The following is a 19,229-nucleotide window of genomic DNA, read 5'->3' on the forward strand; positions in this document are numbered from 1 at the left end:
TCCCGCTTGCAATCTAACACCGTTAGGTGCACTCTGTGGCTGTCACGCCGACCCCTAACACTGTTAGGGGCTCATGATCGGAAGGGAACCCATGGAGAAGTCGAGCGCCCGCCGCAAACGGCTCGCGCTGCTCACGCTCTGCATCGCCATGTTCATGGCCATGCTGGACAACGTCGTCGTCAATGTCGCCCTGCCCCGCATCGGGCAGGAGCTGGACGCCGGGATCAGCGGTCTCCAGTGGGTCGCGGAGGGCTACAGCCTGATCTACGCCGCACTCGTCCTGACCGGCGGCGCGCTGGGCGACCGCCACGGCCGTACCCGGATGTTCGTACTGGGGCTCGGCCTGTTCACGCTCGGCTCCGCCGTGGCCGCGCTCGCCGGAACGATCGGCGTGCTGGTCGCGGGCCGGATGGTCCAGGGGGTCGGGGCCGCGCTGCTCACCCCCGGCAGCCTGACCCTGCTGGGGCACGTGTTCACCGACGAGCGCGAGCGGGCCAAGGCGATCGGCGTGTGGTCCGGGGTGTCCGCGATCGGCCTCTCGATCGGCCCGGTGATCGGCGGCCCGCTGGTCGAACACTTCGGTTGGGCCAGCGTGTTCTGGATCAATGTGCCGATCGGCGTGGCCGGCGTCCTGCTCGCCGCCAAGGTCCTCCCGGAGATCCCGCCGCGCGCCCGGCGGATCGACTTCGGCGGGTTCGCGCTCTCGGCGGCGGGCCTCGGCCTGCTCGTCTACGCCTTGATCGAGGGCCCCACGCGAGGCTGGACCGACCCCCGGGTGACCGGCTGCGGCGCTGCCGCCGCCGTCCTGCTGGCCGCCTTCCTGCTGCTCGAACTGCGCCTGGCCGAGCCGATGCTGGAGCTGCGGCTGTTCCGGGACGGCGCGTTGAGCGGTGCGCTGCTCAGCGGGTTCATGGTGAGCTTCGGGATGTTCGGGGCGCTGTTCTTCCTGCCGCTGATGATGCAGGGCGTGCTCGGCTGGTCCCCGTCCGGCGCGGGGTACGCCGGGCTGGCGATGACCGCGATGCTGGTGGTCGCCGGGCCGCTGTCCGGCCGGTTCGCCGCCCGCTACGGCCCCCGGCCGCCGATGGTGCTGGGCCTCGCGCTGTGCGCGCTCGGTCTCGGCGGGCTGTCGCTGTACGGCGACCACGCCCGCTACCCGGAGTACCTGTGGACGCTGTTCACGATGGGCTTCGGCATGGGGCTGACCTTCACCCCGGTCTCGGTCGCGGTGCTCCAGCGGGTCGCCCCGGCGCAGACCGGGATGGCCTCGGCGACCGTCAACACCCTGCGCGAACTCGGCGGCGTGCTCGGGATCGCGGTGCTCGGCGCCGTCCTGACCAACCGGATGACCGACGGGCTGACCTCGGCCCTGCACCGGCTCGGCGTCCCGCCGGAGGCCGTCGGCCCGATCGCGGACGCGCCGACCAGCGCGGCCCACGGCGGTGGCGGCGCGGCCGGCGCACTGCCCGAGCCGGTGCGCCAGGCGGTGGACGGGGCCTTCGTCGACGGCATCCACCTCGCGCTGCGCTGCGGCTCGGCCGCGCTCGCCGTCACCGCGGTCCTGGTCGCCGTCCTGGTCGGCCGGGCCCGCCCGCTCGCCCCAGCGGCCTCCGAAGAGCCGCAGCCGGAGGACCTGGCCGGGGCGGGCGTCGCCTGAGCCGCCGGGACCGACCGGTGAGGTGCTGTCAGGAGGTCGCGGGAGGTTGCGCGAGGTCACAGGAGGTCGCGCGAGGTCACAGGAGGTCGCGCGAGGTCAGCGGATCCCTTCCACCGCCGCCTGCGCCGTGCGGGCCAGTTCGCGCCGGGCGCCCGCCCGCCCGGGCCGGGGCCCGGGCGGTGGTATCGGCGGCAGGAAGGTCACGTCGGCGACCAGCCCGCGGGCCGCGACCACCCGGGCGAGCGAGGTGAGCAGCCCGTCGTCCCCGATGAAGGCGGGCACGCTGGTCGGCCGTCCGTCCGCCAGCCGGTAGCGGATCGTCACCGGCTGGACGTCGGCACCCGCCTCCACCGCCGCCTGGAACAGCGCGGGCCGGAACCGGCCGCTCTCCCGCCCGCACCAGGTCGACCCCTCCGGGAAGACGATCACCGGGTGGCCGGAGCGCAGCACCTCGGCCACCGTCGCGACGGTGTCCGGCAGCGTCCGCAGCCGGTCGCGGTCCAGGAAGACGGTGCCGCCCAAGGCGATCAGCGGTCCGAGCACCGGCCACTTCCGGACCTCGGTCTTGGCCAGCGACCGGCCCGGCCGCCCGGCGGCGAGCAGCGGTATGTCCAGCCAGGACACGTGGTTGGCCACCACCAGCACCCCGCCGTCCGCGCCGGGCCCCCAGCCGTCGGGCCCGGCGAGGTGGACCGTCACCCCGAGGGTGCGCAGCACGACCCGGGCCCAGAGCCGGGCCAGCCGGTTCCGGGCGCGGTCCGGGAGCAGCCGGACCGGCGGGAGGAGCACGACCCCGGCCAGCACCGCCGCCAGACAGGCCGTCAGCCGCAGCGCCCGCCGGGGGTGGGAGACCCTCGGCGGGACGTCGGCCAGGCAGGTCTCGGGCCGGCAGGTCGCGGTGGGCAGCCAGACGCTCACGACGAGGCGCCCGAGGCGGGTCCGCCGGACAGGAAGTGCCGCAGGTAGCGCGGGTCGGTGCGCTCCAGCGACAGCAGCACGTACAGGTCGGCGCAGTCGAAGTCCGGGTCGTACGCGGGCGCGCCGCAGACCCAGGCGCCGAGCCGCAGGTAGCCGCGGAGCAGGGCCGGCAGCGCGCCCCGCTCGGCGCGCGCCACCCCGGTGGCGTCCCAGGGACGGTGCGGGGTGACCCGGTACTCTTCGGGCGCCAGGTGCTTGGCGCTGACGGTGTCCCAGACCCGGGCCGCGGTGGCGCCGCCGTCCGCCAGCTCGATCGAGCAGCAGCCGCCGACCCAGGTGTTGCCGGTGTCGGCCAGGTAGCGCGCGATGCCGCCCCACATCAGGTTGATGACGGCGCCGTTGCCCCGGTGGTCCGGGTGGATGCAGGAGCGCCCGAGCTCGACCAGGCCGGGGCGGACCGGCGCGAGCGCGGAGAGGTCGAACTCGCCGTCGGAGTACAGCCGTCCGGCCCGGCGCGCGGCCTCGGGGCGCAGCAGCCGGTAGGTGCCGACGACGGCGCCCTGCTCGCCCTCGCGGACCAGCAGGTGGTCGCAGAACTCGTCGAAGGGGTCGACGTCCAGGCCCGCGACCGGGCTGTGCAGTTCGGCGCCCAGCTCGGTGCCGAAGACCTGGTGGCGCAGCCGCTGGGCGGCGCGCACGTCGTCCTCGTCGCGGGCGAGGGAGACGGTGTACGAGGCCGGGGCGGCGGGCCGGTGGGGGCGGGGCGCGGGGACCGCCGGGGCGTCGTGGGTGGTGGTGACTGCGGACGGAGCGTACGTGGGGACGGTGGTCATGGCGGACCCTCCAGGGCAGCACGATCGGCGGTGCCGTGGATCACCAGGGCACCGTCCCGGTCCGCAGGCGGTTGGGCATGGACGCGAACCGGTCCCCGTGTTTCTCTCCGAATCGGTTGGCATTCATGTTGCGGCCCGGAGGACCGCAGATGTGCACCTGTTGAATGGCACCACCCGTGGCCCGGCGGTCATCTGCCCGGCACCGGGCGCTCGTTCGCGGGGGGTGGACAACACGCACCACGGGGGCGTACGGCCGCACCGCACGCCCCCGTTGTCGCGACCCCGCGGTCGTCACGCGGCTGCTGTCACGCCGCTGTCGTCACGATCGCGCCGTCACGCCGCTCGCGTCACGTCGTCGTCGTGACGATCCGACGTGCCGCTGTCGTGAGGAGAGCGGCGCGCCGCTCAGAACGCCCGCCAGCCCTCCGGGTCGACCCCGCCCGGGACGGCGCCGGCCGGGCCGTACGGCTCGCGGGTGTAGACGAAGGAGCCGACGTCGAGGTGGCTGACCGTGCCGTCGGGGTGGCGGACCACCCGCAGGGTCTCGCCCGCGTAGTAGTTCTCCACACCGGTCCAGGTGCCGTCCGCCTCGGGCCGGAAGCGCGAGCCCCGGCCGCGGCCGGTGAGCGGGGTGAGCTCCAGCACCCGCCCGGGCCGCAGCCGCAGGGCGGCCGGCGCGGCGCCCCAGTACCAGGGGCCGGTGAGCTCCAGCAGCTCCGCGTCCACCTCGGCGAGCGGGCGCCACGGTTCGGGCAGCCGGGGCTCCAGGTCGGCGGTGAGCGCGATCAACTCGGCGGCCAGCGACGCGGCGCTGGCGCCGCTGGTGGCATTGGAGAGGGCGTACGCGGCCAGGCCGTCAGCCTCGCTGATCCACAGGCCCGCGGTGAAGCCGGGCATCGAGCCGGTGTGCCCGTACAGCAGCCGGCCCTCGTCGCGGCGCAGTTGCAGGCCGAGGCCGTAGCCGCTGGTCCACTCGGCGTCGTCCGGGGCGACGGCCGGGCGGCGCATCTCGGCGACGGTGTCGGCGGACAGCACCTTGTCGTCGCCGGCCGTCAGGAAGGCCGCCCAGCGGGCCAGGTCGGCGATGGTGGACCAGAGTTGGCCGGCCGGCGCCATCAGCCCGGTGTCGGTGAGCGGCTCGGGCAGCATGACGTCGGCCCAGGGGTGGACGGCGAAGCCCCCGGCGTGCGGGTGCTCGGGCAGCAGCGTGGTGCGGTCCATGCCGAGCGGGGCCAGCACCTCGCGGCGCAGTACCTCGCCCCAGGGCTCGCCGCGCAGCTTCGCGACCAGGGCGCCGAGCAGCGCGTAGCCGGGGTTGGAGTAGTGGTGCACCCGCCCGGCGGGGTGCTTCAGCGGCCGGTCGGCCTCCAGGACGTCGTCGAGGCCGGGCCGCAGCGAGCCCTCGGTCCGCTCCCACCACGGGCCGGGGGTCTCGGCGGTCAGGCCGGAGGAGTGCGCGAGCAGTTGGGCGACGGTCGCGTCGTCGGCGGGGGTGCCGGGCAGGTGGCGGGAGAGCGGGTCGGCGAGGTCGAGCAGGCCCTCGTCGCGCAGCCGCATCACCAGCACGGCGACGAAGGTCTTGGTGAGCGAGCCGATCCGGTACTGGACGTCCGGGGTCGGCGCGTGCCCGTCGACCATGCTGCGGGCGCCGCTCCACACCGGCCGCCCGTCGCGCAGCACCCCGGCGACCATCGAGGGCGTGCGCCCCTCGGCCTGGGCGACGGCGAGCCGGTGCAGCAGGGCGCGGCGGGTGGCGGGCAGCAGCTCGGAGGGGAGGTCGGTCATGTGGGCTTCTGGACTCATCGACATGTGCACGGACAGTAGTCCAGCCCGGCCGCGACGCCGACCCAATAACCCCGCGCCCGGGCCCGGTGACCACCCGCGCCCGGGCCCGGTGACCGGATCAGGCCGGGCCCGGGCGCCGGATCAGCCCGGCAGCGGCGGCAGTTCCGGCCGCTCCAGCCAGGCCTCGAAGAGCGGGCCGAGCGGCGCGGCGGTGTACCGGGCGGCGTGCGCGCGCAGGTCGGCGGTGGCGACCACGCCGTGCCGGTTGGCGCCCGTCCAGTCCCGCAGCATCGCGAAGAACGCGTCGTCGCCGAGCGCCCGCCGCAGCGCGTGCACCACCAGCCCGCCGCGCTGGTACAGCCGGTCGTCGAACATCAGCCTGCGGCCCGGGTCGCCGAGCGTCAGGTCCTGCGGCAGCCCGGCCAGCAGCCGGTGCGCGGCGGCGGCGTGCACGGCCGCGCCCGGGCCGCCGGCGTGCTCGGACCAGAGCCACTCCGCGTACTTGGCGAAGCCCTCGTTGAGCCAGATGTGCCGCCAGTCGGCGATGGTGACGCTGTTGCCGAACCACTGGTGGGCCAGCTCGTGGGCGATCAGCCGCTCGCGCTCCCAGCCGCCGCCGAGGTGGTTGGTGCCGAAGGTGGCGACGCCCTGCGCCTCCACCGGGACGTCCAGCTCCTCGTCCGCGACGACCACCGCGTACTCGCCGAACGGGTACGGGCCGAAGACCTCGCCGAAGTACGCCGCCATCTCCGGCTGCCGGGCGAAGTCCCGGGCGAAGGCGGCGGCCAGCCGCTCCGGCACGTAGCCGGTCTGCGGCACCGCCGGGCGCACCGCCAGCGGCACCGGCCGGTAGTGCCCGATCGACACCGTCACCAGGTACGTCGGGGTCGGCGCGCTCTGCTCGTACACCCAGGTGGTGCTGGACGCCCGGGTGGTGCGGGTCAGCAGCCGGCCGCTCGCCACCACCGTGAACGGGGACGGCGTGGTGACCGCCAGCTGGTAGGTCGCCTTGTCGGCGGGGCGGTCGTTGCACGGGAACCAGGACGGCGCGCCGACCGGCTGGCTCGCCACCAGCGCGCCCTCGGTCAGCTCCTCCCAGCCCAGGCCGCCCCACGGGCTGCGCACCGGGCGCGGGTTGCCCGCGTAGTGCACCTCGACGGTGAACGCCGCGCCCGGCGCGAGCGCCCTGGCGGGGCGGATCCGCAGCTTGCCGCCGCGGTGGGTGTAGCGGGCGGCCTTGCCGTCGACCAGCACCCGGCCGATCCGGAACTCGGCCAGGTCGAGCGCGAACTCGGCCAGCGCCGCGTCCGCGACCGCGCTCAGCCGGGCCGAGCCGGCCAGCCGGTTGGGCCCGGGCCGGTAGTCCAGCGCCAGCTCGTAGCGGTGCACCCGGTAGCGGTGGTCGCCGCTGTTCGGGAAGTACGGGTCCGGGGCGCCGGCGGCCGCCGGGACGTGCTTGGGCTTCACGGGGACGTGCGCTTCCTGCGGGCCGGGACGGGGGGACGGGGAGGTGGTCACGGCGTGCTCTGCCACGCCTCGATCGGGTTGCCCAGCCACCGCGTGTCGGCGGGGACGGACTCGGCGCGCATCACCAGCGAGGCCGGGCCCAGCGTGCTGCGCGCGCCCACCGTGCTGCCGGGCAGCACGATGCCGCCCGGGCCCAGGGTGGCGCCCTCGCGGAGGACCACAGTATCCATCCGCATGATCCGGTCGTGGAAGAGGTGCGTCTGCACCACGCAGCCCCGGTTGATGGTGACCCCGTCGCCGAGGGTGACCAGGTCCGCCTCCGGCAGCCAGTAGCTCTCGCACCAGACCCCGTGCCCGACGTGCGCGCCGATCGAGCGCAGCCACAGGTTCAGCACCGGGGTGCCCGGCACCGCGCCGACCAGCCACGGCACCGCCAGCATCTCCACGAAGGTGTCCGCCAGCTCGTTGCGCCACACGAAGCCGCTCCACAGCGGGTGCTCCACCGCCCGGAACCGCCCGACCAGCAGCCACTTGGCGGCGGCCGAGACCAGGCAGGCCAGCGCGCCGGCCGCCAGCAGCACCAGGCCCGACAGCAGCGCGGCGGTCAGCGGCGAGCCGGCCGCCAGCCAGGACAGCGCCGCCGCGGTCAGCAGGCCCAGCGCCGCCGAGGCCAGCACCGGCACCAGCCGGGCCACCTCGACCAGGCCGCGCGCCCACAGCAGCCGGGCCGGCGGCTCGTAGGTCAGGCTCTGGTCGGCCAGGTCCGCCGAGCGCGGCAGCCGCATCGGCGGCATGCCCAGGTACGAGCCGCCCTTCTTCGCCTTCGCCGGCGTCGCCGACAGTACGCCCACCAGGCCGCGCTTGGGCACCGAGCGGCCCGGCGCGGTCATCCCCGAGTTGCCGAGGAACGCCCGCTCGCCGACCTTCGCCTCGCCGAGCCGCACCCAGCCGCCGCCCAGTTCGTACGGGGCGATCAGGGTGTCGTCGGCCAGGAACGCGCCGTCGCCGACCGTGGTCAGGCTGGGCAGCGCCAGCACCGTGGACACCTCCGCGCCCCGGCCGACCCGCATCCCGAGGGTGCGCAGCCACAGCGGCGTGACCAGCCCGGCGTAGAGCGGGAACAGCACCTCGCGGGCCCGGTCCATCAGCTGGGTGACGGTCCACGCCTGCCAGCCCACCCGGCCGTGCAGCGGGTGCGTCCCGGGCACCAGGCCGGTGCTCAGCAGCCGGACCAGCACCACCAGCTGCGTCGCGTACACCGCGCCGAACGCCAGCGTGGCGGGCAGCAGGCCGAGCAGCGCGCCGCCGAGCGCCGGGCCGAGCGCCGCGCCCTGGTCGACGAACCGGGACAGCACGGCCAGCGCGGCGAGCGCCGGCAGCGCCGGGAGCAGGCCGAGCACGGCACCGCTGGCGCCGTACAGCGAGGCCCAGCGGGCCCGGCGGGCGGGGCGCTCCTTGGGCCAGGCGCGTTCGGTGCGGCCCAGCTTGACGGCGGGCGCGCCGCCCCAGCGCTGGCCGGTCGGCACCTGCCCGGTGACGCTGGAGCCGGCCGCCACCTGGGCGCGCTTGCCGACCCGGGCGCCGGGCAGCAGCGTCGACCGGGTGCCGACCACGGCACCGGAGCCGATCTTGACCTGGCCGATCAGCAGCCGGTCGCCGTCCAGCCAGTAGCCGCACAGGTCCACCTCGGCCTCGACCGCGCAGCCGCGGCCCAGCTTCAGCATCCCGGTGACCGGCGGCAGCGAGTGCAGGTCCACCTCGGGCCCGACCTTGGCGCCCAGCGCCCGGGCGTAGCGCGTCAGCCAGGCGCCGGACAGCGAGTCCGCGCCGCTCAGCTCGGCGAGCCGCTCGGCGGTCCACAGCCGCAGGTGGACGGAGCCGCCGCGCGGGTGGCTGCCCGGGCGCACCCCGCGCAGCAGCAGCCGGGCGCCGCCCGCCGCGACGGCCAGCCGGCCCGCCGGGGTGTACAGCGCGAGCGCGCCCGCGCCGACCCACCACCAGGAGGCGGTGGGCGCCCACGGGTAGTCGCCGAGGTGGGTCAGCAGGTTCCCGGCGGCCAGCAGGGCGACCGTCCAGCGCAGGCCGACGACGGTGAACAGCGGGACCAGCAGGAGCAGCTGGAGCAGCTTGGCCCTGGTCGGCACCAGGGCGACGGTACGGGCCTCGGCGCTCTCGCCGGCGGAGCGCTCCAGGTGCCGGGCGAGCTTGCGCAGCGTCGGGTGCTGGTAGATGTCCAGCACGGCCGCGCTCGGGTAGCGGGTGCGCAGCAGGGTGGTCAGCCGGGCGGCGGCCAGGCTGCCGCCGCCGATCGCGAAGAAGTCGTCGCGCGGGCCGCCGACCCGCACGCCGAGGATCTCCGACCACTGCTCGGCCAGCCAGGCCTCGGTGCCGTACAGCTCCTCGCCGGGGCCCGCGTTCTCCAGCTCGGGCAGCGGCCAGGGCAGGGCGGCCCGGTCGACCTTGCCGGAGGTCCGGGTGGGCAGGGCCTCGACGGTCGCCAGCAGCGGCACGAGGGCGGCGGGCAGCTCGGCGCGCAGCCGCTCGACGGCCTGCTCGCGGTCGAAGCCGTCCTGGACCACCAGGTAGCCGACCAGCAGCTGGTTGCCGCCGCGCGCGGTCCGGACGGCGGCCGCCGCGCCCGCCACGCCGGGCAGGGCCTGCAGGGCCGCGTCGACCTCGCCGAGCTCGATCCGGCGGCCGCCCAGCTTGATCTGCTCGTCGGTGCGGCCGAGGAACAGCAGGCCGGCCGGGTCCGCCTGGACCAGGTCGCCGCTGCGGTAGGCGCGCTCCCAGCCCAGCGAGGGCAGCGGCGCGTACTTCTCGGCGTCCTTCTCCGGGTCGAGGTAGCGGGCCAGGCCCACCCCGCCGATCACCAGCTGCCCGGTGCCGCCGGGGGCGACCGGCAGGCCGGCCTCGTCCACCACGGCGAGGTCCCAGCCGTCCAGCGGCAGGCCGATCCGCACCGGGCCCTCGCCGGTCAGCAGGGCGGCGCAGGCGACCACGGTGGCCTCGGTGGGGCCGTAGGTGTTCCACAGCTCGCGGCCCTCGGTGACCAGGCGCTGCACCAGCTCGGGCGGGCAGGCCTCGCCGCCGAAGATCAGCAGCCGCACCTCGTTGAGGGCCTCGGCCGGCCACAGCGCGGCCAGGGTCGGGACGGTGGAGACCACGGTGATCTCCTGCTCGGCCAGCCACGGGCCGAGGTCGGCGCCGCTGCGCACCTGGGAGCGGGGGACCGGCACCAGGCAGGCGCCGTGCCGCCAGGCCAGCCACATCTCCTCGCAGGAGGCGTCGAAGGCCACCGAGAGGCCGGCCATCACCCGGTCGCCGGGGCCGATCGGCTCCTCCTGGAGGAAGAGCGCGGCCTCGGCGTCCACGAAGGCGGCGGCGTTGTGGTGGGTGACGGCCACGCCCTTCGGCTTGCCGGTCGACCCGGAGGTGAAGATGATCCAGGCGTCGTCGGCGGGGGTGGGGCGGCGCTCCAGGGCGGGAGCGCGCTCGCCGGTGGTCGCCAGGCCGCGTCCGGCGCCGAGCACGGCGGCGACGGCGGCCTCGCCGAAGACCAGCTCGGCGCGCTCGTCCGGGTCCTCGGCGTCCACCGGGACGTAGGCGGCCCCGGCGGCGAGCACCGCGAGGATCGAGACGTACAGGTCGTTGGTGCCGGAGGGCACGCGCACGCCGACCCGGTCGCCCGGGCCGATCCCGGCGGCGGCCAACCGGCGGCGCAGCTGCTCGACCTCGGCGGCCAGCGCGCGGTAGCTGAGCACGGTGCGCCCGTCGTCCAGGGCGGGCTCGTCGGGGTGGGCGGACACGGTGGCGTCCAGCACGTCGACCAGGGTGCGCGGGGCGGCGGCCGGGCGGCCGGGGAACAGGGCGAGGGCCGGTTCGGCCTGCGGCACCGGCGCCTGGGCGGGCTCGGCGTGGGGCGTGGACCCCTGGACGGGTTCGGCGCGGGGCGTCGGATCCTGCGGTGGCGTGGGGTACTGCTCCGGGTGGCTCGGTTCAGCTGTCATGGCAGCCGTGCGCTCCTCGTCCTCGCCCCGTTCCGACCGATGCCCGGCCCCTGGGGCGGTGGGGGCACCGCCTGATCGGGTGACCCCACTCCGGGGCCGGAGCGGACAACCCGACCGATGGTAGCCCCGGCGCGGCGACCCGGCAGGAGCGGACGCACGGCCCAACTGGCGCCGGAGTGGCCGAATCTGACGCTTCATCAGTCAATAACTGAGCCCCGTTGGAACCCATGTGACGAGGTGTCAGTGAAATTGACGGATCGTCAGGTCGATTCTTCGACCGTGATCCACGCCACAGCGAATGCTGCTCCCTTCGGGTGGCGGGCCGTCGGCGGGCCGGGTTTCGAGCTCGGCCCCTTCGGTCCGGTCCCGGCCCGCCGTACGGCCCGGCGGTCAGCGGAACCGGTGCAGGTTCTCGCCGAGGAAGGCCTCCAGGGTGCGCGGAGCGCGTCCGGCGAGGCGGAGGAAGGTGTCGTCCGGCGTCTCCTTGCGGACCACCGCGAGCTGCTGGATCTCCACCACGTGGGTGGCCAGCCAGTCCGGCATCCCGGCCCGCCCGACCAGGTGGGCGTGCAGCTCGGACGGGCCCAGGTCGAGGTAGCGGACCGGCCGGCCGAGCAGCTCGCCCAGCAGCGCGGTGAGCTCCGGGTAGCTGTAGGCCCGCCCGCCGGTGAGCGGATAGGTGCCACCGGCGAGCTCGGGGCGGGTGAGCACCTCGGCCGCCGCGTCCCCGATGTCCCGGGCGTCCACGTAGTTGCAGCGCGCCTGTCCCAGTGCGCCGTGCACCATCCCGGCGGCGGCGATGCCGGGCGCCAGGAGCAGCAGCTTCTGCATGAACGCGTACGGCCGCAGGACGGTGGTGGTGATGCCGGAGGAGCGCAGCCGCTCCTCGATCAGGTGGTGGCCGCGGGAGACGGCGACGGGGGAGTCCGGCTCGGCGGCGGGCGCGGAGACCTTGACGATGTGCTCCACGCCGCAGTCGACCGCCGCCTCGATCGCGTTCAGCTCGTACCGGACCTGCTGCGGGCCGTTGGCCATGGTGAGGAAGAGCTGGTGCGCGCCGTGGAAGGCCGCGCGCAGGGAGGCCGGGTCGGCGGCGTCCGCCGGGAGGGTGGCCGTGCGGGCGAGGGTGCGCTCGTCGAGTGCGGCGGCCAGTCGGGCGGGCTCGCGGCTGAGGGCGCGGCTCGGTGCGCCGAGGGCGGCGAGGCTGCGCAGGGTGGCGCCGCCGGTGGCGCCACCGGCGCCCATGATGACGATCATGACGTCTGCCTTTCGGGGAGGGGTGCGGTGGGGAGTCGGTGCTGTGCCGTGCGGGCCGGGCGGCTGCCGCGCCAGTGCCAGGTGGTGATGGTGGCGGCGATCGCCGAGGAGACCGGCAGGTCGATGGGGAGCCGGTGCGGCCACGGGCTGTCGGCCAGCCGGGGGACCTGCGGCAGCCAGTGGGCGGCGGCGAGGCCGACGGCCAGGCCGAGCGCGGCTCCGGCCAGGCCGAGGGCGGCGGCCGCGAGGGCGCGCGGGGTCCGGGCGGGCCGGGTGCGGACGGGGCGGCGGCGCAGTGCGGCGCCGAGGGCGGCGGCCACCAGGGCGGAGGTGCCGCCGATGGTGGTGAGCGCGGCGGCCACCAGCTGGGGTTGGCCGGTGATGGCTCCGCCGGCCCCGGCCATGGCGGCGGGCATGGCGTAGGCGAGCAGGACCTCGCGCCACAGGACGAAGGGCGGGGGAGCGCCGGGGGCCTTCTTGCTCATCGGAGCGGATGTCCTTTCGTTAGTAGTTAGGTACCTAAGTATTTGTGCTTAGGTACCTAACTATTGGGGCTGAGGGGGGCGGGCCGCCGAACGGCGGCCCGCCTGGGTGCGGATCAGTCCTCGGTGAGCGCGTCCATGCCCGCGACCACCCGGCCCAGCAGGTCCAGGAAGGTGGCGCGCTCCTCGGTGGAGAGCCCCCCGACCAGCGCCTGCATCCGGGCGAAGTGCTCGGGCGCCAGCTCCCGCAGGCGGTCGGCGCCCCGCGCGGTGAGGATCACCACGTTGCCGCGGCCGTCCTCGGTGGACGGTCGGCGGGCCACCAGGCCCTCCCGCTCCAGGCCGTCGACCAGGCCGGTCACCGTCGCCCGGGAGACGCCGAGACTCGCCGCGAGCTGGGAGGGCGACTTCTCGCCGCCGTGGTCCTCCAGGTCCGCCAGCAGTCGGTAGCGGCCGGTGGAGAGGCCGAAGCGGCCGAAGTGCACCTCGCCGGCCTGGTTGATTCGGGCGCCCGCCGCCATCAGCCGGGTCGCGACCAGAATCGCCTGCGGATCGGCCGAGAGGCCGTAGCGGGCGATCTGGCGGCGCGCCTGGTCGAGGCTGGGGGCGGTGGGACCGCCCTCGGAGTACTGGGTCACGAGAAGTAATATGGCGCCTAACTTGATTCCGCGTCAAGCGGGACCATGGGCTTGTGCCTAGGCGGCACGCGGAGCGATCCGCGGCGGCGTCCAGTCGGCGTGCCGCAGGACGGTCCGGACCATCGCGCCGGGCGGGGTGAGCCGGATCGCGGCGTTGCGCAGGCCGACCGCCAGGGGGTGGGCGAGCTGCTGGCCCATCCGGCCGGCCCGGCGGGCGTCCCGGGCCACGGTCTGGCTGCGCGGACGGCGGGCCGCGTCGTACCGGGCGAGCGCGCCCTCGACCGTCCGGGCCTCGGCGAGCGCCGCCGCCAGGGTCACCGCGTCCTCCAGGGCCTGGCAGGCGCCCTGGCCGAGGTGGGGCGTCATGGCGTGCGCCGCGTCGCCGAGCAGTGCGACCCGCCCCGAGACGTAGGAGGGCAGCGGGGTGGTCAGCTCGTTGATGTCGTGGTGCAGCACGGCCTCCGGCCGGGTCGTGGCCAGCAGCGAGGGGATCGGCTCGTGCCAGGGCGCGAAGCGGCGGCGGACCTCGGCCAGCGGGTCCCGGTAGCGGACCCCGGCCGGGGCGTTCAGGACCGCGTGCCACTCGGCGGTGCCGTCCGGGAAGGCGATGTGGCCGAACTCGGCGCCGTGTCCCCAGGTGATCTCGAAGTCGGCCCTCAGTCCGTCGACCGGGCGCTCGGTGATCGCCCGGAGCACCGTCGAGCCGCTGTAGACCGGCCCGGGGTGGTCGGGGAAGAGGCGGCGCCGGAGCCGGCTGTTGAGGCCGTCGGCCGCGACCAGGAGGTCGGCCTCCAGGAAGTCGGCCTTCGGGCGGTCGGAGTGCTGGGGGTCGGCGTGCCGGGGGTCGGTCTGCCGGGGGTTGGCCTGCTGGGTGTCGGTCGCCGGGGTGGTGCCGCCGAACCCGACCCGGACCCGGAATGGCCGGGTGGTGTCCAGCTCGGTCACCTCGGCGCCGACGATCAGGGACTCGGCGGGCAGCGCCTCGCGCAGGATGCGGTGCAGAGCAGCGCGGGGGATCCCGACGATCGGGGCGCCCAGCTCGCGTTCCAGTGCCGCACCGTCCATCGCGGCGAGCCGGCGGCCATCCGGCGTCCGGGTGCCGCCGGTGTACTGGCGGCGGGCGGCCGCCTCGACCGCCTCGCCGACCCCCAGGGCGGCGAGCGCGCGCATCCCGTTGGCGGCCAGCGAGATGCCGGCGCCCGCATCGTCCAGGACGGCCGCCCGCTCGACCACGGTCACGTCCCACCCCGCCAGTCGGAGCCCGATCGCGGCCGCCAGTCCGCCGATGCCGCCCCCGACCACCACCGCGCTGCTGCTGCTCATGCCCGGTCCTTCCCGTGTTGCCGCGCTGCTTTCTACATCTGTAGAAGGAGCGTACTACGGGGCTGTCGGCAGGTGGACGGGGGTGGGGGCGGGGCCGCCGGGGTCCGCCAGGGCGGTTCGGGGTGGTGGGGTGGCGGTCGGCGGTCGGCTCGGACCGAGGTGGTGCGCGCCGGGTGCCGCGGCCCCGGTAGAAAGGAGGGATGCGGCGACACGAGGACCAGAAGCGGGACGATGCGGGGCGGCCGGACCGCCGGACGGTGTTGGCGGACGCCGCGATCGGGGTGCTGGCCGACCTCGGGGTGCGCGGACTGACCCACCGGGCGGTCGACGCGGCGGCCGGGCTGCCGGTCGGAACCACCTCGGCCTACCTGCGGACCAGGCAGGCCCTGCTCACCGCACTGGTGCGGCGGCTGGTGGAGCTGGACCAGGGCGAGCTGCACGCCATGGGGGAGCGGGTGCCGGTCCGTTCGTCGGAGGAACTGGCCGACGGCATCGCCGAGTTGATGCGGCAACGACTGTCCGGCGACGGGCGGCGGCGCTCGCTGGCCCGGTACGCCTGCGCGGTGGAGAGTGTGCGCGATCCCGAACTGCGCGAGATCCTCGTCCCGCGGGAGAACGCCGGGCGCGCCGCCGTCCGCGCGTTCCTCGCCGACCAGGGCGTGACCGATCCCGACGGGCGGACCGCCACACTGCTGGCCTGCGTCGACGGTCTGGTCTTCGAGCACCTGGTGGGCGGCGGCGAGCCCGGTGCCGACGCGATCCAGGGACTGGTGGCGGCCGCCCTGCGGGGAGCGGCCGCGAGTTGAGGCGTGCCGCTCTTCGCAGGGTCGCGCGGGGTCGCGCCGGCGAGGAGCGGGACGATCTTCCCTCCACGGGCCGCCGAGCACCGGCGGGGAGCGCCGCGCCCTCGATGCCGAACGCGCAATAGCGGGAGCCCCTGGGTGTTCGGCCGCGCGGGAAATCCGCGCCCTCGGTCGACTGCGTAGGCCCCCCGCCGGACGCCGCCCGCCCCCACCGAACCCGGACGACCGACGGTCGATCGGCAACGCGGGATGACGAAATCTCAGGTCAATCAACCGTCAAGTTGGTTCATTCACAGAATATTTCGCGATGTGTCACATGACGGGTGGATGATTTACGCCGCTCCCAGGTCTTCCCACGGAGATCTCCGACTGACAGGCTGGGGCCGCCCTTTCAGTACGGAGGAGGTTCCTTGTCCCGCATATCCACGCTGGCCGGAGCGGTCACCTGCGCTCTCGCACTTGTCACCGGCACCGCCGCCGCCGCTTCGGCAGCGCCTATTGACCAGACCCCGAGCCTGGCCGAGGCGAAGGTCGATCCCGTCGCCTGGACGCCGTGCAACCCCGACCCGACCAAGCCGGACCCCGGCATCTACGACTGTGCCGTCTACCCCGTGCCGCTGGACTACGACAAGCCGTCGGGCGAGAAGGTCGGCATCGCGATGATGCGGCGGCGGGCGAGCGACCCGTCGAAGCGGATCGGCTCGCTGTTCCTCAACCCGGGCGGCCCGGGCGGCAGTGGCTACCTGTGGGCGACCACCGCCCGCTTCGGCACCGAGGTGCAGTCGAAGTTCGACCTGGTCGGCTTCGACCCGCGCGGCGTGGCCCGGAGCAACCCGCTCAAGTGCTTCAAGACCCAGGAGGACGCCGACGCGGTCACCAACCGCATGGTCGGCGTGCCGGTCACCAAGGCCGAGATCAACGAGACGCTGGACGCGGACCAGGACTACACCGACGCGTGCAGCAAGAACGCCGGCCCGCTGATCGAGCACATGTCGACCATTAACGTGGTGCGCGACCTCGACCGGATGCGCCGCGCCGTCGGTGACGCCCAGCTCACCTTCGCCGGGTTCTCCTACGGCACCCTGATCGGTTCGACGTACGCCAACATGTACCCGAACAAGGTCCGCGCGATCATCGTCGACGGCAACGTCGACCCGAACCTGCGCCTGCACAACGGCCTGGAGTACGACCGCCAGCGGGCGAACGGCTTCGAGCTGGCCCTGGACGAGTTCCTCAAGCGCTGCCAGACCGCCGGCGCCCCGCGCTGCGCCTTCGGCGAGGGCGACACCCGGGCCAAGTTCGACCAGCTCCGCGACCACCTGCGGACCAGCCCGATCACGCTGCCGAACGGCTCCAAGGTGACGCTGAGCAGCTTCACTGGCGAGGTGGCCAGCGCCCTGTACTCGCAGGCCAAGCTGGCCCCGCTGGCCAAGTCCCTCCAGGCGACCTACCAGGTGTTCCAGAAGCCGGCCGCGGCCGCCCTGCTGGCCCCGCAGGCGAACGTCTCGGACGAGGACGCCAACCTGCTCTCGGTGGACGTCCCGCGGACGGCGCTGCGGGAGGCCCCGGTTGACTCCGAGTACACCGCGGACGACTCCTACATGGCTGTCAACTGCCAGGACAAGCCGTACCCCTCCAACGACCGGGTGTTCGCGAACGCGGCCAAGGCCTGGGAGAAGGAGATGCCGACCTTCGGCCGCTACCAGGCCTTCGACGCGCCCGCGTGCGCGAGCTGGCCGGCCCCGGCCCGGGACGCCGAGCGCTTCTCCGGCCCGTGGAACAAGAAGACCTCCAACACCGTGATGGTGATCGGCAACCTCTACGACCCGGCCACCCAGTACAAGTTCGCCCAGCGGATGCAGCAGGAGCTGGGCAACGCGGTGCTGGTCAGTGTCGACTCGATCGAGCACTGCGCGGTCGGCCGCAGCCAGGCGCTGAACAAGATGGTCACCCGCTACCTGGTCGACGGCACCGCGCCGGCGGCCGGCCAGCTGCTGAAGCCGGACGCGGAGATCTTCCCGGCGGTCTGACGGAACGGCCCCCGGTGATCCGGGGGAGGGTTTGACGGTCGTGGTGGTCGGCGGTGCAGCCGGCCACCACGACCGTGTTTTCCGGGCGAGTTCCCGGAGGGCCGGGAGGGCCCGGAGAACACGGAGACGGATCGTCATCGAACCTCCCGTGGAGCGGATTCCTGCGATTCGTCGGCGACCATAGCCCATGCCACTGACAATGGGATTCCGGCGTCAAGGTGACGGTCAAGACCAGGCTGGACCAGCAGGAATGACGTACTGTCACACTTTCCATTAACCGATTCCCGTGGCCGGATATCCGTGTTAGCGTGCGGGCCGCCGGCTTCTCTCGGACTCGGGAAAGTGGGGACGGAACATGCGGTACGAATTCTCCCGGCGGGGATTCCTGGGCGGTGTCGGCGCGGCGGCCGCCGGGATCACCGCCGCTTCCACGGGCGCGGCGGCGGCCGAGGGCGCGCGCCGGGAGCTGCCGAAGGGGCGGTCGGTGCTCCCCGGTGACCCCCGCTACCAGACCCTCGCCCAGGGCTTCAACCAGCGGTGGAGCAGCAGTCCCGCCTACATCCGGCTGGTGGGCGACGAGGCCGACGCGGTCGCCGAGGTGAACCGCGCGCTCGACGCCGGGCTACGGCCGACGGTCCGCGGCGGCGGGCACTGCTACGAGGGTTTCGTCGACAACGACCAGGGCGTCATCCTCGACCTCGGCATGATGCGCGGCACCGCCGCCTCGACCGACAAGTTCGGCCGGCCCACCTACGGCGTCGACGGCGGCGCGACCAACTGGGACGTCTACACCACGCTGTTCCGCGAGTACGCCGTCACCCTGCCCGCCGGGTCCTGCTACTCGGTCGGCGCGGGCGGGCACGTCTGCGGCGGCGGGTACGGCCTGCTCTCCCGGCGGCACGGGCTCACCGTCGACCACCTCGTCCAGGTCGACGTGGTCACCGTCCGGGGCGGCCGGGCGGTGGTGACGAAGGCGCACCGCGAGGACGCGCCGGGCTCGCCCGAGCAGGACCTCTTCTGGGCCCACACCGGCGGCGGGGGCGGGAACTTCGGGGTGGTGCTGCGGTACCACTTCGCGTCGGACGTGCCCCAGCCGCCGCCCCGGGTCTGGCTGAGCAGCGTGGCCTGGCCCTGGGCCGAACTGCTCCGGCGGCCGGCCGACTTCGAGACCCTGGTGGCGAACTTCGGCGCTTTCATGGCCGAGCACAGCGGCCCGCGGGAGGCGGTGTACCAGGGGCTGTTCGCCATCCTCAAGCTCACCCACCACTCCAACGGGAACGTCGTCCTGTTCAGCCAGTGGGACGGAGCGGACCCGGCCCCGCTCGACGCCTTCGTGGCCGCCGTCGAACAGGGGATGACGACGCGCGCGGTGGTGCAGACCCGCTCGGCCGGCGGGCTGTTCCTGCCCTACCCGGACAAGCGGCGCCGGATGCCCTGGTTCCAGGCGACCATGACGCTCAACCCCTCGGGAGACAACGAGCGGGGCAAGCACAAGTCGGCCTACCACCGGGAGCCGTTCGCCCCGGCGCAGATCGCCGCCTTCTGGGACTGGCTGACGCGGGACGTCGAGGGGGCGGACCTCTCGAACACGGTGGTCCAGATCGACTCCTACGGCTGCCGGATCAACGCCCGCCGCCCCGAGGAGACGGCCGTCCCGCAGCGCGACTCGATCATGAAGCTGCAGTACCAGACGCACTGGACGGACCCGGCCGAGGACGAGGAGCACCTCGCCTACCTGAGCGGGCTGTACCGCGACGTCTACCGGGAGACGGGCGGTGTCCCGGAGGTCGACACCGCGACGGACGGTGCCTACGTCAACTACCCGGACACCGACCTGGGCACCGCCGACCAGCCCGACCCGGACTACCCGCGCCTCTACTACAAGGGCAACTACCCACGGCTGCAACGCACCAAGGCCTACTGGGACGGGGAGGAGGTGTTCCACCACGCCCAATCGATCATCCCGGCCGGGCCCTGAGTCCGAGCGCCGGCGCCCCACGGGGGCGGGGAGGCACCCCGCATCCCC

At 74.7% G+C, this 19,229-nt stretch carries 13 protein-coding genes; 4 read left to right on the plus strand and 9 right to left on the minus strand.

All coding sequences use genetic code 11. The features are described 5' to 3' along the window. Window positions 1–91: 91 nt before the first annotated feature. A complete protein-coding gene (locus ACWDD9_RS34325) occupies window positions 92–1,657 on the plus strand; it encodes an MFS transporter (RefSeq protein ID WP_449813781.1) in 1,566 nt (521 codons plus the stop codon). Between the two features lie 96 nt (window positions 1,658–1,753). On the opposite strand, the gene ACWDD9_RS34330 is transcribed toward ACWDD9_RS34325, so the two are convergent. The 9 genes from ACWDD9_RS34330 to ACWDD9_RS34370 form a co-directional block, all read right to left on the minus strand. Then, window positions 1,754–2,575: a lysophospholipid acyltransferase family protein gene (locus tag ACWDD9_RS34330; protein WP_107418798.1), complete on the minus strand. Its 822-nt coding sequence runs from the start codon at window positions 2,573–2,575 to the stop codon at window positions 1,754–1,756. Beyond that, window positions 2,572–3,408, minus strand: a complete 837-nt coding sequence (locus ACWDD9_RS34335) for a GNAT family N-acetyltransferase (protein WP_449813782.1) — start codon at window positions 3,406–3,408, stop codon at window positions 2,572–2,574. Before ACWDD9_RS34335 ends, ACWDD9_RS34330 begins: the two co-directional genes overlap by 4 nt. A gap of 405 nt (window positions 3,409–3,813) precedes the next feature. Continuing rightward, window positions 3,814–5,193, minus strand: coding sequence for a serine hydrolase domain-containing protein (locus ACWDD9_RS34340; protein ID WP_449813783.1), 1,380 nt, complete (start codon window positions 5,191–5,193; stop codon window positions 3,814–3,816). Window positions 5,194–5,334: 141 nt separating this feature from the next. Then, complete coding sequence (locus ACWDD9_RS34345) at window positions 5,335–6,660, minus strand: M1 family metallopeptidase (RefSeq protein ID WP_049658093.1); 1,326 nt, start codon at window positions 6,658–6,660, stop codon at window positions 5,335–5,337. 47 nt (window positions 6,661–6,707) lie between these two features. Further along, on the minus strand, window positions 6,708–10,670 hold the full coding sequence (locus ACWDD9_RS34350) for a Pls/PosA family non-ribosomal peptide synthetase (RefSeq protein WP_449813784.1): 3,963 nt from the start codon (window positions 10,668–10,670) through the stop codon (window positions 6,708–6,710). 390 nt (window positions 10,671–11,060) lie between these two features. Next, on the minus strand, window positions 11,061–11,927 hold the full coding sequence (locus ACWDD9_RS34355; protein ID WP_416875055.1) for an NmrA family NAD(P)-binding protein: 867 nt from the start codon (window positions 11,925–11,927) through the stop codon (window positions 11,061–11,063). Continuing rightward, the gene (locus ACWDD9_RS34360; protein WP_449813785.1) at window positions 11,924–12,412 is read right to left on the minus strand and encodes a hypothetical protein; all 489 of its coding nucleotides are present in this window, start codon (window positions 12,410–12,412) and stop codon (window positions 11,924–11,926) included. The genes ACWDD9_RS34355 and ACWDD9_RS34360 overlap by 4 nt, the downstream gene beginning before the upstream one ends. A gap of 113 nt (window positions 12,413–12,525) precedes the next feature. Further along, on the minus strand, window positions 12,526–13,047 hold the full coding sequence (locus ACWDD9_RS34365) for a MarR family winged helix-turn-helix transcriptional regulator (RefSeq protein WP_375874967.1): 522 nt from the start codon (window positions 13,045–13,047) through the stop codon (window positions 12,526–12,528). A 57-nt stretch (window positions 13,048–13,104) separates the two neighbouring features. After that, the gene (locus tag ACWDD9_RS34370) at window positions 13,105–14,370 is read right to left on the minus strand and encodes an FAD-dependent monooxygenase (RefSeq protein ID WP_449813786.1); all 1,266 of its coding nucleotides are present in this window, start codon (window positions 14,368–14,370) and stop codon (window positions 13,105–13,107) included. A 200-nt stretch (window positions 14,371–14,570) separates the two neighbouring features. Here ACWDD9_RS34370 and ACWDD9_RS34375 point away from each other — a divergent pair, with 200 nt between their 5' ends. From ACWDD9_RS34375 to ACWDD9_RS34385, 3 genes are all read left to right on the plus strand, one after another. After that, the gene (locus tag ACWDD9_RS34375; RefSeq protein ID WP_449813787.1) at window positions 14,571–15,176 is read left to right on the plus strand and encodes a TetR/AcrR family transcriptional regulator; all 606 of its coding nucleotides are present in this window, start codon (window positions 14,571–14,573) and stop codon (window positions 15,174–15,176) included. A gap of 407 nt (window positions 15,177–15,583) precedes the next feature. Further along, window positions 15,584–17,203, plus strand: coding sequence for an alpha/beta hydrolase (locus ACWDD9_RS34380; protein WP_198959396.1), 1,620 nt, complete (start codon window positions 15,584–15,586; stop codon window positions 17,201–17,203). Window positions 17,204–17,558: 355 nt separating this feature from the next. Further along, window positions 17,559–19,181 (plus strand): FAD-dependent oxidoreductase, encoded by a 1,623-nt coding sequence (locus tag ACWDD9_RS34385; protein WP_449813788.1) that lies wholly within the window; start codon window positions 17,559–17,561, stop codon window positions 19,179–19,181. Window positions 19,182–19,229 lie beyond the last annotated feature (48 nt).

It is taken from the genome of Kitasatospora sp. NPDC001119 (assembly GCF_053598475.1).